The 19612-nt window shown below is 51.4% G+C and carries 17 protein-coding genes and 1 other annotated feature; of the genes, 7 read left to right on the top strand and 10 right to left on the bottom strand.

What is annotated here, in order from left to right; all coding sequences use genetic code 11:
• Positions 1–109: 109 nt before the first annotated feature.
• The 3 genes from recR to dnaX form a co-directional block, all read right to left on the bottom strand.
• Positions 110–715 carry a recombination mediator RecR gene (gene recR / locus J1781_RS15140; protein ID WP_015698289.1) on the bottom strand — a complete coding sequence of 202 codons (606 nt, stop codon included), beginning with the start codon at positions 713–715 and terminating at the stop codon, positions 110–112.
• The gene (locus J1781_RS15135) at positions 715–1044 is read right to left on the bottom strand and encodes a YbaB/EbfC family nucleoid-associated protein (protein ID WP_013576599.1); all 330 of its coding nucleotides are present in this window, start codon (positions 1042–1044) and stop codon (positions 715–717) included. The genes recR and J1781_RS15135 overlap by 1 nt, the downstream gene beginning before the upstream one ends.
• Positions 1045–1085: 41 nt before the next feature.
• The gene (gene dnaX, locus J1781_RS15130) at positions 1086–3035 is read right to left on the bottom strand and encodes a DNA polymerase III subunit gamma/tau (RefSeq protein WP_217219824.1); all 1950 of its coding nucleotides are present in this window, start codon (positions 3033–3035) and stop codon (positions 1086–1088) included.
• Positions 1686–1750 (bottom strand) — a sequence feature (DnaX frameshifting element). Its footprint overlaps the gene before it by 65 nt.
• A gap of 320 nt (positions 3036–3355) precedes the next feature.
• On the opposite strand from dnaX, the gene J1781_RS15125 reads away from it, so the two are divergent.
• Entirely contained in the window at positions 3356–5419 is a 2064-nt protein-coding gene (locus tag J1781_RS15125) for an alpha-amylase (protein ID WP_217233819.1), read from the top strand.
• Positions 5420–5482: 63 nt separating this feature from the next.
• On the opposite strand, the gene apt is transcribed toward J1781_RS15125, so the two are convergent.
• Both apt and J1781_RS15115 read right to left on the bottom strand, forming a co-directional pair.
• Positions 5483–6034, bottom strand: a complete 552-nt coding sequence (apt, locus tag J1781_RS15120; protein WP_013576602.1) for an adenine phosphoribosyltransferase — start codon at positions 6032–6034, stop codon at positions 5483–5485.
• Positions 6035–6218: 184 nt separating this feature from the next.
• Positions 6219–6587, bottom strand: coding sequence for a DUF454 family protein (locus J1781_RS15115; RefSeq protein ID WP_217139368.1), 369 nt, complete (start codon positions 6585–6587; stop codon positions 6219–6221).
• 114 nt (positions 6588–6701) lie between these two features.
• Between J1781_RS15115 and priC the strand changes: the two genes are divergently transcribed.
• The gene (priC, locus tag J1781_RS15110) at positions 6702–7238 is read left to right on the top strand and encodes a primosomal replication protein PriC (RefSeq protein WP_129952810.1); all 537 of its coding nucleotides are present in this window, start codon (positions 6702–6704) and stop codon (positions 7236–7238) included.
• 95 nt (positions 7239–7333) lie between these two features.
• On the top strand, positions 7334–7507 hold the full coding sequence (rsmS, locus tag J1781_RS15105; RefSeq protein ID WP_129952811.1) for a pleiotropic regulatory protein RsmS: 174 nt from the start codon (positions 7334–7336) through the stop codon (positions 7505–7507).
• 60 nt (positions 7508–7567) lie between these two features.
• Here rsmS and mscK read toward each other — a convergent pair whose 3' ends face one another.
• Positions 7568–10963 carry a mechanosensitive channel MscK gene (gene mscK, locus J1781_RS15100; RefSeq protein ID WP_217219826.1) on the bottom strand — a complete coding sequence of 1132 codons (3396 nt, stop codon included), beginning with the start codon at positions 10961–10963 and terminating at the stop codon, positions 7568–7570.
• A gap of 171 nt (positions 10964–11134) precedes the next feature.
• Complete coding sequence (gene acrR, locus J1781_RS15095; RefSeq protein WP_129952813.1) at positions 11135–11773, bottom strand: multidrug efflux transporter transcriptional repressor AcrR; 639 nt, start codon at positions 11771–11773, stop codon at positions 11135–11137.
• 141 nt (positions 11774–11914) lie between these two features.
• On the opposite strand from acrR, the gene J1781_RS15090 reads away from it, so the two are divergent.
• The 4 genes from J1781_RS15090 (at position 11915) to ykgO (ending at position 16795) form a co-directional block, all read left to right on the top strand.
• Positions 11915–13090, top strand: a complete 1176-nt coding sequence (locus J1781_RS15090) for an efflux RND transporter periplasmic adaptor subunit (RefSeq protein WP_129952814.1) — start codon at positions 11915–11917, stop codon at positions 13088–13090.
• A gap of 16 nt (positions 13091–13106) precedes the next feature.
• Positions 13107–16259 (top strand): multidrug efflux RND transporter permease subunit AcrB, encoded by a 3153-nt coding sequence (gene acrB, locus J1781_RS15085; protein WP_129952815.1) that lies wholly within the window; start codon positions 13107–13109, stop codon positions 16257–16259.
• Between the two features lie 119 nt (positions 16260–16378).
• Entirely contained in the window at positions 16379–16633 is a 255-nt protein-coding gene (locus J1781_RS15080) for a type B 50S ribosomal protein L31 (RefSeq protein WP_120506405.1), read from the top strand.
• A 21-nt stretch (positions 16634–16654) separates the two neighbouring features.
• A complete protein-coding gene (gene ykgO, locus J1781_RS15075; protein WP_013576611.1) occupies positions 16655–16795 on the top strand; it encodes a type B 50S ribosomal protein L36 in 141 nt (46 codons plus the stop codon).
• A 122-nt stretch (positions 16796–16917) separates the two neighbouring features.
• Here the strand turns inward: ykgO and J1781_RS15070 are convergent, their stop codons facing one another.
• Genes J1781_RS15070 through J1781_RS15060 form a run of 3 tightly spaced genes read right to left on the bottom strand, consistent with a single transcriptional unit; the run spans position 16918 to position 19407 of the window.
• Positions 16918–17796: a metal ABC transporter substrate-binding protein gene (locus J1781_RS15070; RefSeq protein WP_129992124.1), complete on the bottom strand. Its 879-nt coding sequence runs from the start codon at positions 17794–17796 to the stop codon at positions 16918–16920.
• 28 nt (positions 17797–17824) lie between these two features.
• Positions 17825–18682, bottom strand: a complete 858-nt coding sequence (locus J1781_RS15065) for a metal ABC transporter permease (protein ID WP_217139370.1) — start codon at positions 18680–18682, stop codon at positions 17825–17827.
• Complete coding sequence (locus tag J1781_RS15060; RefSeq protein WP_205951586.1) at positions 18679–19407, bottom strand: metal ABC transporter ATP-binding protein; 729 nt, start codon at positions 19405–19407, stop codon at positions 18679–18681. The genes J1781_RS15065 and J1781_RS15060 overlap by 4 nt, the downstream gene beginning before the upstream one ends.
• Between the last annotated feature and the right edge of the window lie 205 nt (positions 19408–19612).

Here is a 19612-nt window from a genome sequence, read left to right as displayed (position 1 = left end):
GTTACGCGTCAGGCTTTTCAAGCGCAGGGAAAAATTTTTAAGAAGAAATGCAGAGGGATAACGGAACAAAACGGGGCGCAGAGAACCGCGCCCGCATGACAGTCGACAGTCAGAACCGGAAGGGATGACGTCCGGCGAGGGAATGGGACAGCGTGGTACCGTCCACCATATCCAGTTCACCACCAACCGGCACACCATGCGCGATGCGGCTGGCCAGCACACCGTACTGGCCGCACATTTCAGCGATATAGTTGGCGGTCGCCTCACCTTCAACCGTCGGGTTAGTCGCGAGGATCACTTCCTGAATATTTTCACTTTCAAGTCGTTCTTCCAGGCGACCTAAACCGATGTCGTCAGGCCCGATGCCATCAAGGGGTGACAGGTGGCCCATCAGCACAAAATAGCGACCAGAGAACTGACCGGTTTGTTCTATCGCATGAATATCAGCCGGACTTTCCACCACACAAATCTGACCATTTTCTTTGCGCCGTGGGTTGGCACAAATAGTACAGATTTCCTGCTCGGTGAAGGTACGGCAATCGGCGCAATGGCCGATCTCAGACATGGCACGCGTTAAAGACTGTGCCAGCCGCATTCCGCCGCTGCGATCACGTTGCAACAACTGGAATGCCATTCGTTGCGCGGACTTCGGGCCAACGCCCGGCAGGCAACGCAACGCCTCCATTAAAGATTCAAGGAGAGGGCTGGTTTGCATCAGAACGGCATCTTAAAGCCTGGTGGCAATTGCATACCGCCAGACACGGCTGCCATTTTTTCTTTCTGAGTTTCATCGATACGGCGTGCTGCATCGTTGAACGCCGCAGCGATCAGGTCTTCCAGCATATCTTTATCGTCTTCCAGCAGGCTTGGATCAATTTCAACACGACGCACGTTATGCGCACCGTTGATGGTGATTTTCACCAGACCCGCACCTGATTCACCGGTCACTTCCAGCTGAGCGATTTCCGCCTGAGCCTGTTGCATTTTTTCCTGCATTTGCTGGGCCTGTTTCATCAGGTTACCAATGCCGCCTTTTCCAAACATAGTCTTCTCTCTCAGCAATGGCCGCGTCACAATCGCGGCGTTTAAATTGGGCGAATACTTTCTTCATCCAGCTCCGCGTCGAAGAAACGGCGCAAAGTCTGAATGTTGTTATCCGCAATAATAGACTGACGCGCCTGCGCCAGTTTTTCTTCATAAATGGCCTGTCGCCATTCCAGCGGCGTCTTCACCGCCAGATTATCATCTTCCAGCACGGTCAGTTCAACCGGCATCTGATGCAGTGCCGATAAGGCCTCCGTCAGTACCTTTTGTGCAGACGGCGAATTCAGGTGCTTTTGCGACGAACGCAGATGCAGGCAGATTTTGCCCGGTTCCGGTTGCTCGCGGTAGGCATTCAGCGCCAGTTGTTGCACCAGTTTCGGAATGGACATCCGGCTGATTTCAGCCGCCCATTCATCACGTTCAGTCGCTTCTTCTGCCAGACGGGAAGCCAGTTCCGGCGATTTTTCATGTTCGAGCGCGGTGCGCAACGCTTTCGGCGTCGCCACCGGTTCCGGTGCGACTTCCGGTTCCGTCATCGCTTTCCAGCGATAGGCTTCTTCTTTTATTGGCGCGGCGGGCTCTTTCTTCACGGCCAATGTCTGCGCACGTTCAGTCACCGAAGCGAGGCGCTCCAGTGCTGAGGTTGCCGGCCGCGCTTTTCCTGGCGCTGCCGGCTCAGCTTTTTTTGGGGTGGTACTCCCCTGCCTGAGCAATTGTGTTCGCGCCTGTAGAAGTTGCGCAGTGGTATCCGGCATCGCCGCCGGTTCTGCATTCCCCGGCGGCGGCGGAGCATTATAGTTTGGTTGCGGCGGTGCGTTACGCGGCGCTGCCGGTTGCGATGGCGCTGGTGTCGCCACATTTGCCGGGGTTGCGACGGGTTGCGGAGCCGGTTCAGCAATAATCACTTTCGGATGGAAGGCCAGAGCGCGCAGCAGCGTCATTTCGACGCCCATGCGTTTGTCGGGCGCATACGCCAGCTCTTTGCGGCCAATCAGTAAAGTCTGATAATAAAGCTGCACATCAGCTGGCGGAATGACACGCGCGAGCTCACGCAGGCGTTGCTCAATAGCTGCGTAATGATTATCCAGCACGGACGGCAGGAGCTGAACCATTGCAATACGGTGCAGCAGCGCCAGCGTCTCCACCAAAAGATTTTCCCAGTCGACCCCACGGGATGCGGCCTGTTCGACCTGCGCCATCATCTGACTACCGTCGGCGCTGACCAGCGCTTCGAGCATGGCCAGCGGCTGCTCGTCGTCCAGCGTACCAAGCATTTGTGCCACGGTTTCAGTGGTGACGGCACCCTGTCCCATCGCGATTGCCTGATCGGTGAGACTTAACGCATCACGCATACTGCCGTCGGCAGCGCGGGAAAGCAGTTGTAAGGCACGCGGCTCAGTGGTGATGGTTTCCTGCGTTAATACATGTTCGAGCTGTTTGCGGATCTGTTCAGCATCCAGCGCTTTCAGATGGAACTGCAAACAACGCGATAAAATGGTGACCGGCAGCTTTTGCGGATCCGTGGTCGCCAGCAGGAATTTGACGTGTGCAGGCGGCTCTTCCAGCGTTTTCAACAGCGCGTTGAAGCTATGACGCGAAAGCATATGCACTTCGTCAATCAGGTAAACTTTGAAGCGGCCACGCGCCGGTGCGTATTGCACGTTATCCAGCAAATCGCGGGTGTCTTCGACTTTAGTACGCGATGCGGCATCGATCTCAATCAGATCGACAAAACGGCCCTGCTCGATTTCACGGCAGTTATCGCACACGCCACAAGGCGTGGAGGTGATCCCGGTTTCGCAGTTAAGCCCTTTCGCCAGCAGGCGGGCGATGGTGGTTTTGCCCACGCCACGGGTACCGGAAAACAGGTAGGCGTGATGGATGCGCCCGAGCGACAGGCCATTGGCCAGTGCGGTCAGCACATGTTCCTGTCCGACGACGTCGGCAAAAGTTTGGGGGCGCCACTTACGGGCAAGAACCTGATAGCTCATTAACACTTCATCGTTGATTTATAATGATTAATTTGACGATACACGAAAAAACATCGTTTAACCCGTCTTTCTGCGCGGGTCTGCGAAACGGAGACTGAAGACTCAGCATAATGATGCCTGAGCCAGACTGCCACTGCATAGTGTACCAGCAGGGTCGCCCTCATTCCTATTACTTTACTTTTGCATACCGCGTCGCAGTTTCTCCCCCTTCCTTCTCCTCCTGACAATTCGTCTCACAGGATGAGGGCAAATTTTGCGCACTTACTAAACTGGATTCACCTCTGTTCTGATAATGCTTCCTGCCTTTTGTAAGGAGAGCCATGAAACCCCTGACACTGCCTTTATTATTGCTCGTTTGCCCCGCCGCACAGGCCAGCTGGACGCTGCAAGGCTTTCCCGGTTTCGCCGAACCGGTCAGCGGCATATTCACCAGCCACACCACGTTACCAAAAGGGCAACGTACGCTTGAATTACATCAGGATAATCAGTGCTGGCAACCGTCTACCGCGATAAAGCTTAACGATGTGCTGTCACTGCAACCCTGCAAAAGCCACCCGCCGGTTTACTGGAAACAGTTCCGCTCCGGAGATTATCAGGTTCGAATTGATACCCGCAGCGGTACGCCAACGCTTCAGCTCAGTCTGAATACGGCGGAGGAATCTGTCGCTGCCGTGGCGAAAACCTGTCCGCGTCAGGATGGGAAACCGCTGATTGTCGATGTCTCCGGCACTTTTGCTGAGGGTGAAACTGTTCGCGATTTTTATTCCGGCCAGAGCGCCACAGTAACAAAAGGCCACATCACCATGATGCCCGACCCGGCCAGCGGGGGTTTGCTGTTACTGGAATCAGCAGAGCGTAAAACGCCAGCCACATTCAACTGGAAAAATGCCACGGTGTATTTTGTACTGACCGATCGTTTCGAAAACGGCAATCCGGAAAACGATCACAGCTATGGTCGCCACAGTGACGGCCTGCAGGAAATCGGTACTTTCCACGGTGGCGATCTGGCCGGACTCACAACCAAACTCGATTATCTGCAACGGCTGGGCGTTAACGCGCTGTGGATCAGTTCGCCGCTCGAACAGATCCACGGTTGGGTTGGCGGCGGCACCAAAGGCGATTTTCCGCATTATGCCTATCATGGCTATTACACCCTCGACTGGACAAAACTCGATGCCAATATGGGTACCGGGGAAGATTTGCAAAAGCTGGTCAGTGAAGCCCACCGGCGTGGGATCCGCATTTTATTTGACGTTGTCGTCAATCACACCGGTTACGCCACGCTGGCGGATATGCAAACCTTCCATTTTGGCTCGTTGTATCTGAAAGGTGATGATATCGCAAAAATGCTCGGCAAAAACTGGACGGACTGGAAGCCCGGCCCTGGTCAGAACTGGCACAGCTTTAATGATTATATCAATTTCGGCGACAAGGACGGCTGGCGTACCTGGTGGGGTGAAAAATGGATCCGTACCGACATTGGCGATTATGACTCGCCCGGTTATGACGATCTGACCATGTCATTAGCCTTCCTGCCGGATATTAAAACGGAATCCAGTCAGGTCAGCGGCCTGCCCGTTTTCTATCGCAACAAACCCGATACGGCCGCACGTGAAATTCCCGGTGCAACACCGCGTGATTATCTGGTCACCTGGCTCAGTCAGTGGGTACGGGACTACGGCATAGACGGGTTCCGTGTGGATACCGCCAAACACGTCGAAAAATCAACACTGGCCTTACTTAAAGAGCGTTCAGCCGAAGCCCTGAAACAATGGAAAGCCGCCAATCCTGCAAAGGTGCTTGATGACGCGCCATTCTGGATGACCGGCGAGGCGTGGGGTCATGGCGTGATGAAAAGCGATTATTACGCCAGTGGATTTGATGCCATGATTAATTTTGATTTTCAGGATCAGGCAGCAGCGGCGCTGAGTTGTTTTGCCAATATCGACACAACTTATCAGCAGATGGCGGAGAAAATGCAGGATTTTAACGTTCTCAGTTATTTGTCATCACATGATACCCGGCTGTTTTTCACTGCCGATGCCAGGGAGTCTCTGGCATTACAGCAGCGTGCCGCAGATTTATTATTACTGGCACCGGGCGCGGTACAGATTTATTACGGCGATGAAAGTGGCCGTCAGTTTGGCCCGACGGGTTCAGATCCTTTACAAGGAACGCGGTCCGACATGAACTGGCATGAACTGACTGGCCCGAAACAGGCTTTACTCAGGCACTGGCAAAAACTGGGAACGTTCAGGGAACAACACCCCGCGGTTGGCGCAGGCGTGCAGAAATCACAGCAAACCGCGCAATATTATGCCTTCAGCCGTCAGCAAGGTGAGGATAAAGTCATGGTGGTCTGGACCGGAGAAAGCGGAAAATAACGGCGCAGAAAGCAAAAGGCCTCGCGTTAACGGCGAGGCCAGTTCATTACCAACGGGTAAAAATCAGTGGCCGTCGAAACAGACCAGGCTGTAACAGTTGATATTTGAATCATTCAGGCGTTTTTCACCGCCCAGTTCCGGCAGATTGATGATGAATGCGGCATCGGTCACTTCCCCGCCCAGACGGCGGATCAGTTTCGCCGTGGCTTCAATCGTGCCACCCGTTGCCAGCAAATCGTCGATCACCAGAATTTTTTCGCCAGGCTGAATAGCATCAACGTGGATTTCAAGGCTGTCAGTACCGTATTCCAGATCGTAGGTTTCGCTGATGGTTTCACGCGGTAACTTGCCCGGCTTACGCACGGGAACAAAGCCCACGCCCAGAACCAGCGCAACCGGTGCGCCAAACAGGAAGCCCCGCGCTTCGGTGCCTACCACTTTGGTGACGCCGGCATCACGGTAACGATCAGCCAGTAACTGAATGCTTGCAGCGTAAGCTTTTGGGTCTTCCAGCAAGCTGGTGACGTCACGGAACAGTATGCCTGGCTTAGGATAGTCAGGGATGGTTTTAATACTGTCTTTAATAAACTGTAGCTGCTGTGCGGTAGCGGTCATAATGTTAATTGCCTGATAAAGCTGCTGTTCATACTTAAACGCGGGCGGTCAAATGTCCCCCGTCATGCCGTGATAAAGCATGTCGTTCAAGGAAGGAAATTGGGAGCGCACCGACGTACGAGATGCCCAAATCTATGCAAAGCTGCTTTAAAAAGCAACCCGCAGCCGGACATGATCGCCTGTTTTATTGCTCAAGGTCAACCACTGGTAATCGCCACATCATGATCAGTAACGCAAACATCATGCAAACCAGTAAAATACGCACCCACAATAACGGCACAAAATAGATCGAAACCGAGAGACTCACCACAATCAGTACGATCGCTTTCGGTTTTACACCTTTCGGTAATGCGCGATGTGTCTGCCAGTGGCGCAGATAGCTGCCAAACCATGAGCGGTACAATAACCACTGATGAAAGCGTGGTGATGAGCGGGCAAAGCACCAGACGGCCAGCAGTAAAAAGGGGGTCGTCGGCAACAGCGGTAGCACCACCCCGAGCGTCGCCAGCACCACACACAACCAGCCTAGGGTAATCAGTAGTACGCGTTTCATGCATTTCCTTCGGTTTCAAACAGACTGCGTAGCCGGTTTGCGGATTCTCAGTGTAAACAAGTGCGCAGAAGCTGCCATACCGGTAAGCTACGCCAGAGTTTAAGGGAGATTATCGTGAGCACAGAACGAATTTTACATGTCCTCGATCAGCAGATCGAAACACTGGCCAGGGAAATTGAACCGATCGGCCATGTTTCCGCCTCGCAGGCGCGGTTTGATGTCGCACTTTTCTCAACCAAAGGTACCCGGTTGCGCGACTATCTGGCAGAAATTAAAACCAATTTGCAGCAACTTAATCAGGAAGTACTCGAGAAACGTTCCGCACAGGTGGCATTTATTGCTGAACGGCTGGTGGCACAAATTACCGCCATGCAGCGCGAACTGGCGACCCAGTCTTTGCGTAAAACACACCAGGCACCCGAACGCAAAAGCCATGATAATTATACCAAACTGGCGGAAACTCAGCAGTTCGAGCGGCGTCTGATCGCGATGATTGAAGACCGGGAGACGACGCTGGGCCAGCTGGCTACATTCAGCGATCAGCAGCGGGTGCAGAAGGAGCTGGCAGCACTCGAAGGACGTTTAATGCGTTGTCGGCAGGCACTGGCCAAAATTGAGAGACAAATCGAGCGGCAGGAAAAAGGTTTTTGAATCTTTATCACATTTTTTTAATCCGGCATTCAGGCTAAGCCTTTTCTTATCTATAATAGTAAGTCCAAAACCTGCTAATCATAACGTTGGCCTATATGTCCGTAGAAAATGCGCCCCCCGAACTTCAGCTTGCTGTCGATTTGATTTACCTGCTTGAGTGCAATGAGATTGCCCCTGAAACCGCTCTTGCGGCGCTGGAAATTGTACATCGCGATTATCAGGAAAAGTTAAAGAACAGTAAAAGTACGCTGTCGATCAGCTACCTTTAAGCCAGCCGGCTGCCTGTTTCAGGGGAATCCGTCGCTTTCCCCTGACTGGCACGCTACGCCTCAGACCGGTGAGAAATGGTCCTGCTGATCGCCGGGCTGTCTCAGCACCCTTTTCACTTCCTGAACTTCGCTACCGTCCTGATTATGCAGATACACTTCCAGCTGATTGAACGCGATATTAATGTTGTTCTCGCGGCACAGCTTATCAATGCTGCGGTTGAGTTCATCCACGGTATAACTGCGATCCCCCAGCTCACGCACATACACCCGTAGCTCATGATCAAGCGTACTGGCTCCGAAATTGAGGAAGAACACCAAGGGTGCGGGGTCACTCATCACACGAGAGTTTTCATGTGCCGCCTGCAATAAAATTTCCTTCACTTTGTCGAGATCAGAACCATACGCCACGCCAATTTTGACTAACACCCGGGTGACGGTATCGCTCAGCGACCAGTTAATCAGCCGCTCAGTCACAAAGGCTTTATTCGGGATGATCACTTCTTTGCGGTCAAAATCGATAATCGTGGTCGCACGGATACGGATGCGGCTGACGGTGCCCGAGAATGTCCCGATGGTGACGGTATCGCCAATACGTACCGGACGTTCGAAAAGTATGATCAGACCTGAAACAAAGTTCGCGAAGATCTCCTGCAAACCAAAGCCGAGCCCGACCGACAGCGCTGCCACCAGCCATTGCAATTTATCCCACGAGACGCCGAGCGATCCGAGTGCCGTGACTGCGCCAATCACCGTAATCGAATAGGTCAGGATAGTCGTGATGGCATAGGACGTCCCCTGCCGCAATTGCAGCCGTGATAGCACGACGACTTCAAGCAGCCCCGGTAAGTTTCGTGTTAACACATAGGCCACAATCACCGCCAGAAAACCGAGCAGTAAATTACCCAGCGTCACCGTTTGCTGAATGACCGCACCCGCTACCGTGCTGGAGTAATGCCATAAGGTAATGCTGTCCAGATACGAAATGACCGTCAGTAAATCCGACCAGATCCAATAGAATATGGTCGCGAAAATAAAGAACAGACCCATCGTGGTCAGGCGCAATGACTGTTGGTTGATCTGATCTAACCCGATCTGCGACTCTTCGACCGGCTCGCTGCCTTCCGCGCCATCTTTCGCCGCTATGGTCTGGCGTCGCGCCAGCGCTCGGCGATAAGCCAGGCGCCGTGCGGCCACGCTTAATCCACGCAATGCCGTGAGATAGGTAATGTTCCAGAAAATCAGCAGATACAGACTGTCAATCCAGCGGCCAGCCAGACGCAGCGTGGTGTAAAAATAACCGGTGACCATCAATCCGACAAAGAAAAGCGGTGCCAGCGCAATGGCCGTCACCACCACCAGACGAATACTGTGTGAATCTTTTTCACGCCAGCCATCACGCGCAATCGGGAAGACCAGAACGGCCAGAGCAAGCATTGTCAGGAAAATCACGACCTGACCGATGATGTCATCCACCAGCCCGAGCGGCGCTTTCTCACCGCGTACCGACCAGAAAATCACGGGCAACATCATCAGACTCAGACGAATGACAGAACGACGATAGTGAGCACAGGTGGTTGCCGGCATAGTAAAGTGCCGTTCATTTATGCTGCCAGGTTTGAGAATGCGATAACAAAAGCCCATCACCAGCAGGAAAACCGCCAGCCGTTGCGCCAGTGTCCATAAGAAATCACTCGGATCGATATCACACACTGAGAGCCAGTAGCCGATGCCGAGTATAAGCAGGACGCCCGGCAACACATTCAGTGCCATCAATGCCAGCGCCTGCGGTGTATGCAACTGGCTGTCCCGCTTGAGCTGTCCGACATCTTTACCCAGCATTTCAATCCGCTGATTGATATATTTCCGGCGCCATAACAGCAACAAAATGACAGTTAACAGCGGGATGGTCACCGGCAGAGAATGCAGTGCACCCAGCATCAGTTCGCCCGGCGGAATACTGACATGCAGGCCGCTCAGCTGATTTTTCACTTCATCGGGCAGAGACTTGATGAACTCCCAGTTCATCGGTTTGTTGCTGCTCACCCAAAAAATTTGCTGGGTCAGCGTTTCGGTCAGCGACTGATTGATGCTCAGTAATTGTTGCTGGTTAATCTGTAAGCTGATGGCCAGCGAAAGCTGATTACCGAGTTGTTTATTCAGTTGATCAAGCAACTCCCGTCGCATGTCGACAATCTGATCCAGCGCATCGCTGATATCGCCATTAATGGTTTCTTTACTGCTGCTGACAACGCCCTGAATATAACTGTCGCCCTGGAATAAGGCATCACGCTGCTGATTGATCTTGAATTGTTCAAGACGCAGATCGGCAATATGTGTGCTCATGTCGGTTATCAGGCCGGAAGGCGGGATGGTATTTTGCTGTTGCTGATACAAAATGCGCGACAGTAATAAACTGCCCTTCAGCACAGTGATTTGCTCTTTGAGGTCATGCTCAGCCTGAGCCGAACGGTCGAGCCAGTTTTTCACCGTGATGTTTTTTTGCACCAACTGATTGCCCTCTTCCGTTGCGGCAATCAGGCGTTCACTGAGCTGACGGTTAATCCCCAGTTCCTGCGCGACCAGCGGATCATTTTGGATGTTAGAGGTGTCATCCGGACTCTGGGCTTCTTTTGCCGTACGTTCAGACAAAATCAGCCGTTTTCCGTTGACCACTTCCTGCAACAATTGTGCGGTATGTTCCAACTGACTGATGTGTGCATTGGTGTAATCGCGTTGTTTTTGCAGGAGATCCTGCAACGTCGTGTTGGCTTCAAGGCTCTTGCGTTGCAGATCAATCTGCGCAGTCAGCAACGCCTGTTGCGTGACCAGCATATTTTGCTGAGTAGTCCGGAGATCCTGCTGACCGGGCGACATCCCGTTGAGCTGATTACGAATTTTCTGGATGGCCAGTGAATAGGTGTACATCGCGTTTTGTACACGTTCCGGCTGGGTTTGCAGGGAAATCAGTTGGGTATTAAACGTCGATAAATCTTCCTGAGAAGACTGAAGATCATCGAGCGTATCGTTAAGACGATTTTCCAGCTGACGCAGCGACAGCGCAGAAAGCTGCGCTTTATTCGCATCATCTTTCGGGTTGTTTTTGATTTGATCCAGGCCATCCATCGCGCTACGCAATTTTTGCGGGGCTTCCGCGACCTGTTTTTGCAGCTGATTAACTTCCTGCTTCACCCGGTCAAGCGCATCAAGATATTCCAGCGTGTGGATCAGATCCTGTTGCGAAAGTTTATCGACCGGCGTCAGGTTTTTTTGGCGATTTAATGCATCAAGCTGGTTCTGAACTTCATTCCGGCTGGGAATATCATTACTGGCCGCGTGACCGGGAAGGGAGAAAAGAAACAGGGCAATGCAAATCATCCCCGTAAAAAACCCTGTCATCCCCTTTTTTTTGCGGGGAAAAATTACATCAGAAAAAGCGGTCAAAAACCGGATACACATACGTCTGTGCCAACTCATTTACCAAATGAATAATATGGTAACGACAATAACAGTGTTAACAATGAAAGGAAGGAGAAAAGCGTATCTGAATACAACATCAGGGTGGTTATTTAATCATCAACAGGAGAAAAAATTTGCAGGCTTATTAATACAGGAGAAAGTATCAGAGCGTTACTTTACTACGGCGAGAAAGGACGAGTGTCGCAACATATCAATATAGGTATCCACAAATTTCCCGGCATTACCTTCTAAATCAAAGCTTTCAGGGATAAATAACCAGTTTTCCATTAAGCCGGTCAGATAGGCACGTAAAATAATGGCAGCCTGGCGGGTATCAAGATTAGCGGGTAGTTGCTTTTCGTCTATACAGCGCAGGAGAATACGTTCGATTTTACCGTACCCTTCCATATAGAGCGCTTTACGGGCTTCATGGACTGAAGTCATCTCCCCAACAAATTCACATTTATGGAATATAATCTCCATCAATGCCTTACGCTGGCTATCCGTGACGGTGGCGACCAGTATGTAAATAAGGATTTCGCGCAAAATACGCAGTGGATTATTCGGAAACTTTGTCTGATACTCTACTTCGAGCACTTTTATCCGGGATTCATAAGCTTCCCAGATCGCGTTAAACAGTTCCACTTTGTTCCTGAAATGCCAATAAATTGCGCCCCGCGTCACACCGGCTGCATTAGCAATATCAGTCAGTGATGTCGACGATACCCCACGGGCAGAAAATTCGCGCACAGCAGCATCCAGAATGTGTTGTCTGGTTTCCAGCGCCTGTGATTTGGTTTTTCGTGCCATAGGTTTATCTTTCAGGGGAGTTTGATTTACATACATTCTTGAATGTATGTAACATAGCACGCACATACTAAAAGCGCAGCAATGGATTTAGAATGTTGTGATCCATTGGACAATTTGAAATCGGACACTTGAGGTTTATTTATGAACAAAAACAGAGGGTTAACGCCTCTGGCGGTAGTTCTGATGCTATCCGGAAGCTTAGCACTTACAGGATGTAACGATAAAGAAGCTCAACAAGGTGCGCCACAGGCTCCGCAGGTTGGCGTCGTTACCCTGAAAACTGAACCGCTTAATGTGACTACCGAACTTCCAGGTCGTACTGCTGCTTTTCGCATTGCTGAAGTACGCCCACAGGTTAGCGGTATCATTCTCAAACGCAACTTTGTTGAAGGCAGCGACATTAAAGCCGGTACTTCATTATATCAAATTGATCCTGCCACTTATCAGGCCGCGTATGACAGCGCTAAAGGCGATCTGGTAAAAGCTCAGGCAAACGCACAAATTTCCCGTCTTACCGTTACCCGTTACAAGCCTCTGCTCGGCACCAGCTATATCAGTAAGCAAGATTACGATACGGCTGTCGCTACGGCGGCACAGGCTGATGCGGCGGTAGTCAGTGCGAAAGCAGCCGTTGAGTCTGCACGCATCAATCTGGCTTACACCAAAGTCACCTCCCCGATCAGCGGACGCATCGGTAAATCGTCTGTGACAGAAGGTGCGCTGGTGTCTAACGGCCAGACCAATGCGCTGGCGACCGTGCAACAGCTCGATCCTATTTATGTTGACGTGACGCAGTCCAGTAATGATTTCCTGCGCCTGAAACAGGAACTGGCTGACGGTTCACTGAAACAGACAGACGGTAAAGCGCAAGTCAAGCTGCTGATGGATAACGGTAAAGAATATTCACAGCCGGGTACATTAGAATTCTCTGATGTGACGGTTGATGAAACTACCGGTTCCATTACTTTACGCGCCATCTTCCCGAATCCAAATGATGCCCTGCTGCCGGGTATGTTTGTACGCGCGCGTCTTGATGAAGGTGTTAACAACAACGCGCTGCTGGTACCGCAGCAAGGTATCACCCGTAACCCACGCGGTGATGCAACAGCGATGGTTATCGGTGCGGACAATAAAGTTGAACTTCGAACTGTGACGACGACACAGGCGATTGGCGACAAATGGGTTGTGACAGAAGGCCTGAAAAGTGGCGATAAAGTTATCGTGACAGGTCTGCAAAAAATTAAGCCAGGCGTACAGGTTACTGCACAGGAAGTCGATCAAAACGCAGCAGCGCCCGCTACAGCGACGAAGTCTTAATAGGAGCCGGTAATTCATGGCTAAGTTTTTTATAGATCGTCCCATCTTTGCATGGGTGATTGCGATCATCATCATGTTGGCCGGGGGATTGGCAATTCTTAAATTGCCAATTGCACAGTATCCAACCGTTGCGCCACCGGCTATCCAGCTGACCGCAACTTACCCGGGCGCGGATGCGCAGACGGTACAGGATACCGTCACTCAGGTTATTGAACAGAACATGAACGGTATCGACAACATGATGTACATGTCGTCGACGAGTGACTCGTCCGGTACTGTTCAGATTACCCTGACTTTTGCTTCCGGTACTGATGCGGATATCGCACAGGTACAGGTGCAGAACAAACTGCAGCTCGCAACGCCGTTGCTGCCGCAGGAAGTTCAGCAACAGGGTATCTCCGTTGAGAAATCGAGCAGTAGCTTCCTGATGGTTGCTGGCTTTATTTCTAACAATGGTTCAATGACTCAGGATGATATTGCCGACTACGTCGGTTCCAACGTCAAGGACCCTATCAGCCGTACCGCCGGTGTGGGTGACGTTCAGCTGTTCGGTGCTCAGTACGCAATGCGTATCTGGATGGATCCGAACAAGCTGAACAACTTCCAGCTGACGCCGGTTGATGTCATCAATGCCATTAAAGTCCAGAACAACCAGATTGCTGCCGGTCAGTTAGGCGGTACGCCACCGGTTCCGGGACAGCAGCTGAACTCTTCTATCGTGGCTCAGACACGTCTGAAATCACCGGATGAATTCGGCAAAATTATCCTGAAAGTGAATCAGGACGGTTCTCAGGTTCGCCTGAAAGATGTGGCAAAAATTGAACTCGGTGGTGAAAACTACGACGTTATTGCCCGCTTCAACGGACAGCCGGCTTCAGGTCTTGGGATTAAACTGGCGACCGGTGCTAACGCCCTGGATACTGCAGCGTCCGTGAAAGCTACGCTGGCTAAACTGGAGCCATTCTTCCCGTCTGGCTTGCAAGTTGTTTATCCGTACGACACCACGCCGTTCGTTAAAATCTCGATTAAAGAAGTGGGTAAAACGCTGTTCGAGGCCATCGTCCTGGTATTCCTGGTGATGTTCCTGTTCCTGCAAAACTTCCGTGCAACCCTGATCCCAACGATCGCGGTCCCGGTGGTCTTGCTGGGTACCTTTGCCATTCTGGCAGCGTTCGGTTACTCGATAAACACCCTGACGATGTTCGGGATGGTGCTCGCGATAGGCTTGCTCGTTGATGACGCCATCGTCGTGGTCGAAAACGTCGAACGTGTCATGGTCGAAGAAGGTTTGCCACCAAAAGAAGCCACCAAAAAATCCATGGAACAGATCCAGGGAGCGTTGGTCGGGATCGCGATGGTGCTGTCTGCCGTATTCATCCCGATGGCCTTCTTCGGCGGTTCAACCGGTGTTATTTATCGCCAGTTCTCCATCACCATCGTTTCTGCCATGGTGCTGTCAGTTCTGGTGGCGATGATCCTGACGCCTGCGCTTTGTGCGACCATGCTCAAACCGGTCGCTAAAGGTGAGCATCACGAGAAGAAAGGTTTCTTCGGCTGGTTCAACAAAAAATTCGAGCAAAGTACGCACCACTACACCGACAGCGTGGGTAACATTCTGCGCAGCACCGGTCGTTATCTGGTGATTTATCTGCTGATCGTTGTCGGCATGGCATTCCTGTTTATCCGCCTGCCAACCTCCTTCCTGCCGGAAGAAGATCAGGGTGTATTCCTGACCATGGCGCAGTTGCCAGCAGGTGCAACCCAGGAACGTACACAGAAAGTGCTCGATGAAGTCAGCAACTACTACCTGACGAAAGAAAAAGCTAACGTGAATTCCGTGTTTACGGTTAACGGCTTCGGTTTTGCAGGTCGTGGACAGAACACCGGTATCGCGTTTGTCAGTCTGAAAGACTGGTCAGAACGTAGCGGCGCTGAAAACAAAGTTCCTGCTATTGCAGGCCGTGCAATGGGCGCATTCAGCACCATTAAAGATGCACTGGTGTTCCCGTTCAACTTACCGGCTATTGTTGAGTTAGGTACGGCGACAGGCTTCGACTTCCAGCTGATTGACCAGGCTAACCTTGGGCATGACAAACTGACGCAGGCACGTAACCAGTTGTTGGGCATGGTTGCTCAACACCCTGACTTGCTGACTCAGGTTCGTCCAAATGGTCTGGAAGATACGCCACAGTTCAAAATCGAAATTGATCAGGAAAAAGCAACGGCACTTGGCGTTTCTATCTCCGACATCAACACCACATTGGGTGCATCGATTGGTGGTAGCTACGTCAACGACTTCATCGACCGTGGTCGTGTGAAGAAAGTGTATGTGCAAGCTGAAAATAAATACCGTATGTTGCCTTCGGACATTAACAATCTGTATGTCCGTGGCAGCGCTGGACAGATGGTACCGTTCTCCGCTTTCTCAAGTGCGAAATGGGAATACGGCTCACCGCGTCTGGAACGTTATAACGGTTTGCCATCAATGGAAATTCTGGGCCAGCCAGCGCCGGGCAAAAGTTCGGGTGCTGCCATGGCAATGATGGAGTCTCTGGCTTCTAAATTGCCAAACGGTATCGGCTATGACTGGACCGGTCTGTCTTATCAGGAACGTCTGTCAGGTAACCAGGCTCCGGCCTTGTATGCTATCTCTCTGATCGTCGTATTCTTGTGTCTGGCAGCATTGTACGAAAGCTGGTCAATACCGTTCTCGGTCATGCTGGTGGTTCCGCTCGGTGTTGTGGGTGCACTTCTGGCAGCGACAATGCGTGGTTTGAGCAACGACGTATACTTCCAGGTGGGCCTGCTGACTACCATCGGGCTGTCCGCGAAGAACGCCATATTGATTGTTGAGTTCGCCAAAGATCTTATGGATAAAGAAGGCAAGGGCCTTATCGAATCAACGCTTGAAGCGGTTCGTATGCGTTTGCGTCCGATTCTGATGACTTCCCTGGCGTTCATCCTCGGTGTTATGCCGCTGGTTATCAGCTCTGGTGCAGGTTCCGGTTCTCAGAATGCTGTAGGTACCGGCGTTATGGGCGGGATGATCACAGCCACTCTGCTGGCGATCTTCTTTGTTCCGGTCTTCTTCGTGGTGGTTCGCCGCCGCTTTGGTAAGAAGAATGAGAATACCGAACATACCCACAAAGTAGAGCATCCGACGCTATAACCGGATATCTACTCTGAAAAGGCCGCTTATGCGGCCTTTTTTTCGCCCCTAAGACTTGAACCTTAAACCTGATGAGTGCATAATTTATGTTATAGTATAACATTACATAAAGAGGCATCATGAAACCCACTATCCATCCTGCATATCGCACCGTGGTTTTTCACGACACCAGTGCTGACGAATACTTCAAAGTCGGCTCTACCATATCAACGGACCGCACCATTGAACTGGAAGGGGCAACCTACCCGTATATCACGATTGAAGTGTCTTCAGCCTCTCACCCTTACTACACCGGTAAGCAGAAAGAGTATTCCAAGGAAGGCAGCACCGCGCGGTTCAACCAACGTTTCGGTAGCTTCCTCGGTAAAAAATAAAATTACATCAGGGAAATCGTTATGCAGGTTCTGAGTTCATTACGTTCAGCAAAAAATCGTCATCCGGATTGTCGCGTTGTTCGCCGTAAAGGCAGGGTTTATGTGATTTGCAAAAGCAATCCACGTTTTAAAGCTGTACAGGGTAAGAAGAAAAAACGTTAACAACGCCTCTTCATGCCCATGGTTGCTCAATAAAAAAGCCCCGCCGCTTGCCCGGCGGGGCTTTTCTTATGCTAAGACATGATGTAAACCTCCCCACCGTATTGCGGTGAGGAGGAAAGATCTTATTTCATGCTGGCCACAATCGTTTCAACATTATGCTTAAATGCCTTCACGTACGTTGTCGCGGGTCCCTGCGGACCGGACAATGCTTCAGGGTACAACTCACCGCCGGGTACAGCCCCGCTGGCTGCAGCGATCTGCTTAACCAGTCGCGGGTCGGTCTGATTTTCGATGAAGTAAGTTTTCACTTTCTCCGCTTTAATCTGCTTAATCAGAGAAGCCACTCCGCTGGCACTGGCTTCAGCTTCAGTAGAAAATCCAACAGGCGCCATAAAGCTGACATGATATTCCTGACCAAAATATCCGAAGGCATCATGGCTGGTCAGCACTTTACGTTTTGACTGCGGAATACCGGCAAATTCAGTTTTTGCCCACGCATCCAGCTTTTGCAATTGTTCAATATAGGCAGCGCCGCGCTGACGGAAATAATCCGCATCTTCCGGATCCGCTTTGATCAGTGCATTCATCACGTTAGTGGCATAAATCACGCCATTTGCCATACTGTTCCAGGCGTGTGGATCGGTGATCTGCTTACCGTCTTCTTCCATTTTACGGGAATTTACGCCTTTCGATGCTGTCACCAGATGTCCCTTATAACCCGACGCCGTCACCAGGCGATCGATCCACCCTTCCAGCCCCAGGCCGCTGACAAACACGACATCAGACGCATTGATCGCTTTGCTGTCTTTGGGTGAAGGTTCAAAGCTGTGCGGATCACCGTCCGGCCCGACTAACGTCGTGACTTTCACATGATCACCTCCGACTTCCTGCACGATATTCCCAAGAATTGAAAAACTGGCTACCGCATCGATGGTTTTCGCCATTGCCAGCGGGCTCGACAGCAGGGCAGCTACTGCGAGTGATACAGGTAATACTTTCATCATGTCCCCTTAATTGTGGTACTGCTGCTTAATTTCGCGAAGCTGTTAACATCCCGCCCCGCTTTCCAAATAAAACCGAAATAAAGAAGATAACCGTTGCACTCAGGACAATCGCGGGCCCGGCGGGCAGCGAGGCATAATAAGACCAGATAAGGCCTACGACGCTGGCAATCACACCAATGATCATCGCACTCAGTAAGGTATGAGGAAGGTCACGGGCCCAGAAACGGGCACTGGCAGCAGGTAACATCATCAGCCCCACAGACATCAGAGTGCCGAGGATCTGGAAACCCGCCACCAGATTGAGTACCACCAGCGCCAGGAAAATGCCGTGGATTGCTGCCAGCCATTTCCCGGCACTGACGCGCAGAAACAGCGAATCAAATGACTCAATGACCAGTGCGCGGTAGATGCATGCCAGTACAACTAAAGAGAGGCTGGTGATAATGCCGACCATGATCATGGCGGAGGAATCGATGGCAAGAATTGAGCCGAACAGCACATGTAAAAGGTCAACGCTCGAGCCGCGCAGGGAAACCAGCGTGACCCCAAGCGCCAGAGAGCCCAGATAGAAACCAGCGAAACTGGCGTCTTCTTTTAATTGCGTACGGCGGCTCACCAGTCCGGATAACATCGCAACAGCAAGGCCTGCGATAAAACCGCCAATCCCCATAGCGACCAGCGACATTCCCGAGAGCAGATAGCCAATCGCCGCGCCAGGCAAGACAGCATGCGACAGTGCATCTCCCACCAGACTCATCCGGCGTAATAACAGGAAAACACCCAATGGCGTGGCGCTGATTGATAATGCGATACAGGCAATTAAAGCCCGGCGCATAAAGCCGAATTCAATAAAAGGGTCAGCAAGCAAATGAAAAAGCATCATGAATTCGCGACTCCCGTCGTCAGGGAGAAAGGTTCTGTCGAAATGCAGGCATGTGCCTGATGAGGGAAATGCCCGAGGACATCCGGCGTGCTTCCCCATAAATTCTGCTGCGCACTGAGATAAAGCACATGTGGAAAGTGCCGGGCAACCATCGAAATATCATGCAAAACCGCAATGACAGTTTTGCCTTCCCGATGCCATTGCGCGATAACTTTTAGCAGTAAATCAGTGGTTTGAGTGTCGATACCCGTGAACGGTTCATCGAGCATAATGAGAGGTGCCTGTTGAACCAGTAAGCGGGCAAACAACGTACGTTGTAATTGCCCGCCGGAAAGCAATCCTACAGGCAGGTGCGACATTTCCTTCATGCCCACCGTATGCAGTGCATTATCGACGGCTGTCGCTGACTGTCGGTTTATGCCACCGAATAGCCCGCTTTGCGGCCAACATCCCATTGCAACCAGGTCAAATACACTGATAGGGAAACCGCGATCCAACTCAGCCTGCTGCGGTAAATACGCCAGCCGGGGACGTTTCCCGCCAGTAAAAGTAATATTCCCTGCAACAGCCTGCTGCAAACCGGCCAGTGTTTTGAGAAAGGTGGATTTTCCTGCACCGTTGGCACCGATAACTGCCGTCAGGGAACCAGAACAGAACTGTCCGTTTAGCGGCATGGCTACTGCCAGACGGTCATACCCCACTTCGACATTGTTAACAAAAATCATGGTAATGAAATTGCCCAGTAGATAGCTGCCCATAAAACAGCGAGCACAGCCAGTACAACAATGCAGCGTACCGGCGAAGAAAGTGTAAACAGTGTTTTTGTCATGCGCCCTCCGAAAAGTTATAATATAACATCACAATAGAGCTTCGGTATCAATACAGCAACTGTTTCAGTTTTTTACGGGTACAGATGCAACCGGAGATCTT

Origin of the sequence: Rahnella perminowiae (assembly GCF_019049695.1) — a bacterium.
In the GTDB taxonomy this organism is placed as follows: Bacteria; Pseudomonadota; Gammaproteobacteria; order Enterobacterales; family Enterobacteriaceae; genus Rahnella; species Rahnella perminowiae.
This window is presented reverse-complemented; position numbering and strand designations above follow the sequence as displayed.

Bases quoted from the DNA above. Each gene is read 5' to 3' on its own strand.
- recR (WP_015698289.1), bottom strand. From the start codon at position 715: ATGCAAACCAGCCCTCTCCTTGAATCTTTAATGGAGGCGTTGCGTTGC.
- J1781_RS15135 (WP_013576599.1), bottom strand. From the start codon at position 1,044: ATGTTTGGAAAAGGCGGCATTGGTAACCTGATGAAACAGGCCCAGCAA.
- dnaX (WP_217219824.1), bottom strand. From the start codon at position 3,035: ATGAGCTATCAGGTTCTTGCCCGTAAGTGGCGCCCCCAAACTTTTGCC.
- J1781_RS15125 (WP_217233819.1), top strand. From the start codon at position 3,356: ATGAAACCCCTGACACTGCCTTTATTATTGCTCGTTTGCCCCGCCGCA.
- apt (WP_013576602.1), bottom strand. From the start codon at position 6,034: ATGACCGCTACCGCACAGCAGCTACAGTTTATTAAAGACAGTATTAAA.
- J1781_RS15115 (WP_217139368.1), bottom strand. From the start codon at position 6,587: ATGAAACGCGTACTACTGATTACCCTAGGCTGGTTGTGTGTGGTGCTG.
- rsmS (WP_129952811.1), top strand. From the start codon at position 7,334: ATGTCCGTAGAAAATGCGCCCCCCGAACTTCAGCTTGCTGTCGATTTG.
- mscK (WP_217219826.1), bottom strand. From the start codon at position 10,963: ATGTGTATCCGGTTTTTGACCGCTTTTTCTGATGTAATTTTTCCCCGC.
- acrR (WP_129952813.1), bottom strand. From the start codon at position 11,773: ATGGCACGAAAAACCAAATCACAGGCGCTGGAAACCAGACAACACATT.
- J1781_RS15090 (WP_129952814.1), top strand. From the start codon at position 11,915: ATGAACAAAAACAGAGGGTTAACGCCTCTGGCGGTAGTTCTGATGCTA.
- acrB (WP_129952815.1), top strand. From the start codon at position 13,107: ATGGCTAAGTTTTTTATAGATCGTCCCATCTTTGCATGGGTGATTGCG.
- J1781_RS15080 (WP_120506405.1), top strand. From the start codon at position 16,379: ATGAAACCCACTATCCATCCTGCATATCGCACCGTGGTTTTTCACGAC.
- ykgO (WP_013576611.1), top strand. From the start codon at position 16,655: ATGCAGGTTCTGAGTTCATTACGTTCAGCAAAAAATCGTCATCCGGAT.
- J1781_RS15070 (WP_129992124.1), bottom strand. From the start codon at position 17,796: ATGAAAGTATTACCTGTATCACTCGCAGTAGCTGCCCTGCTGTCGAGC.
- J1781_RS15065 (WP_217139370.1), bottom strand. From the start codon at position 18,682: ATGATGCTTTTTCATTTGCTTGCTGACCCTTTTATTGAATTCGGCTTT.
- J1781_RS15060 (WP_205951586.1), bottom strand. From the start codon at position 19,407: ATGATTTTTGTTAACAATGTCGAAGTGGGGTATGACCGTCTGGCAGTA.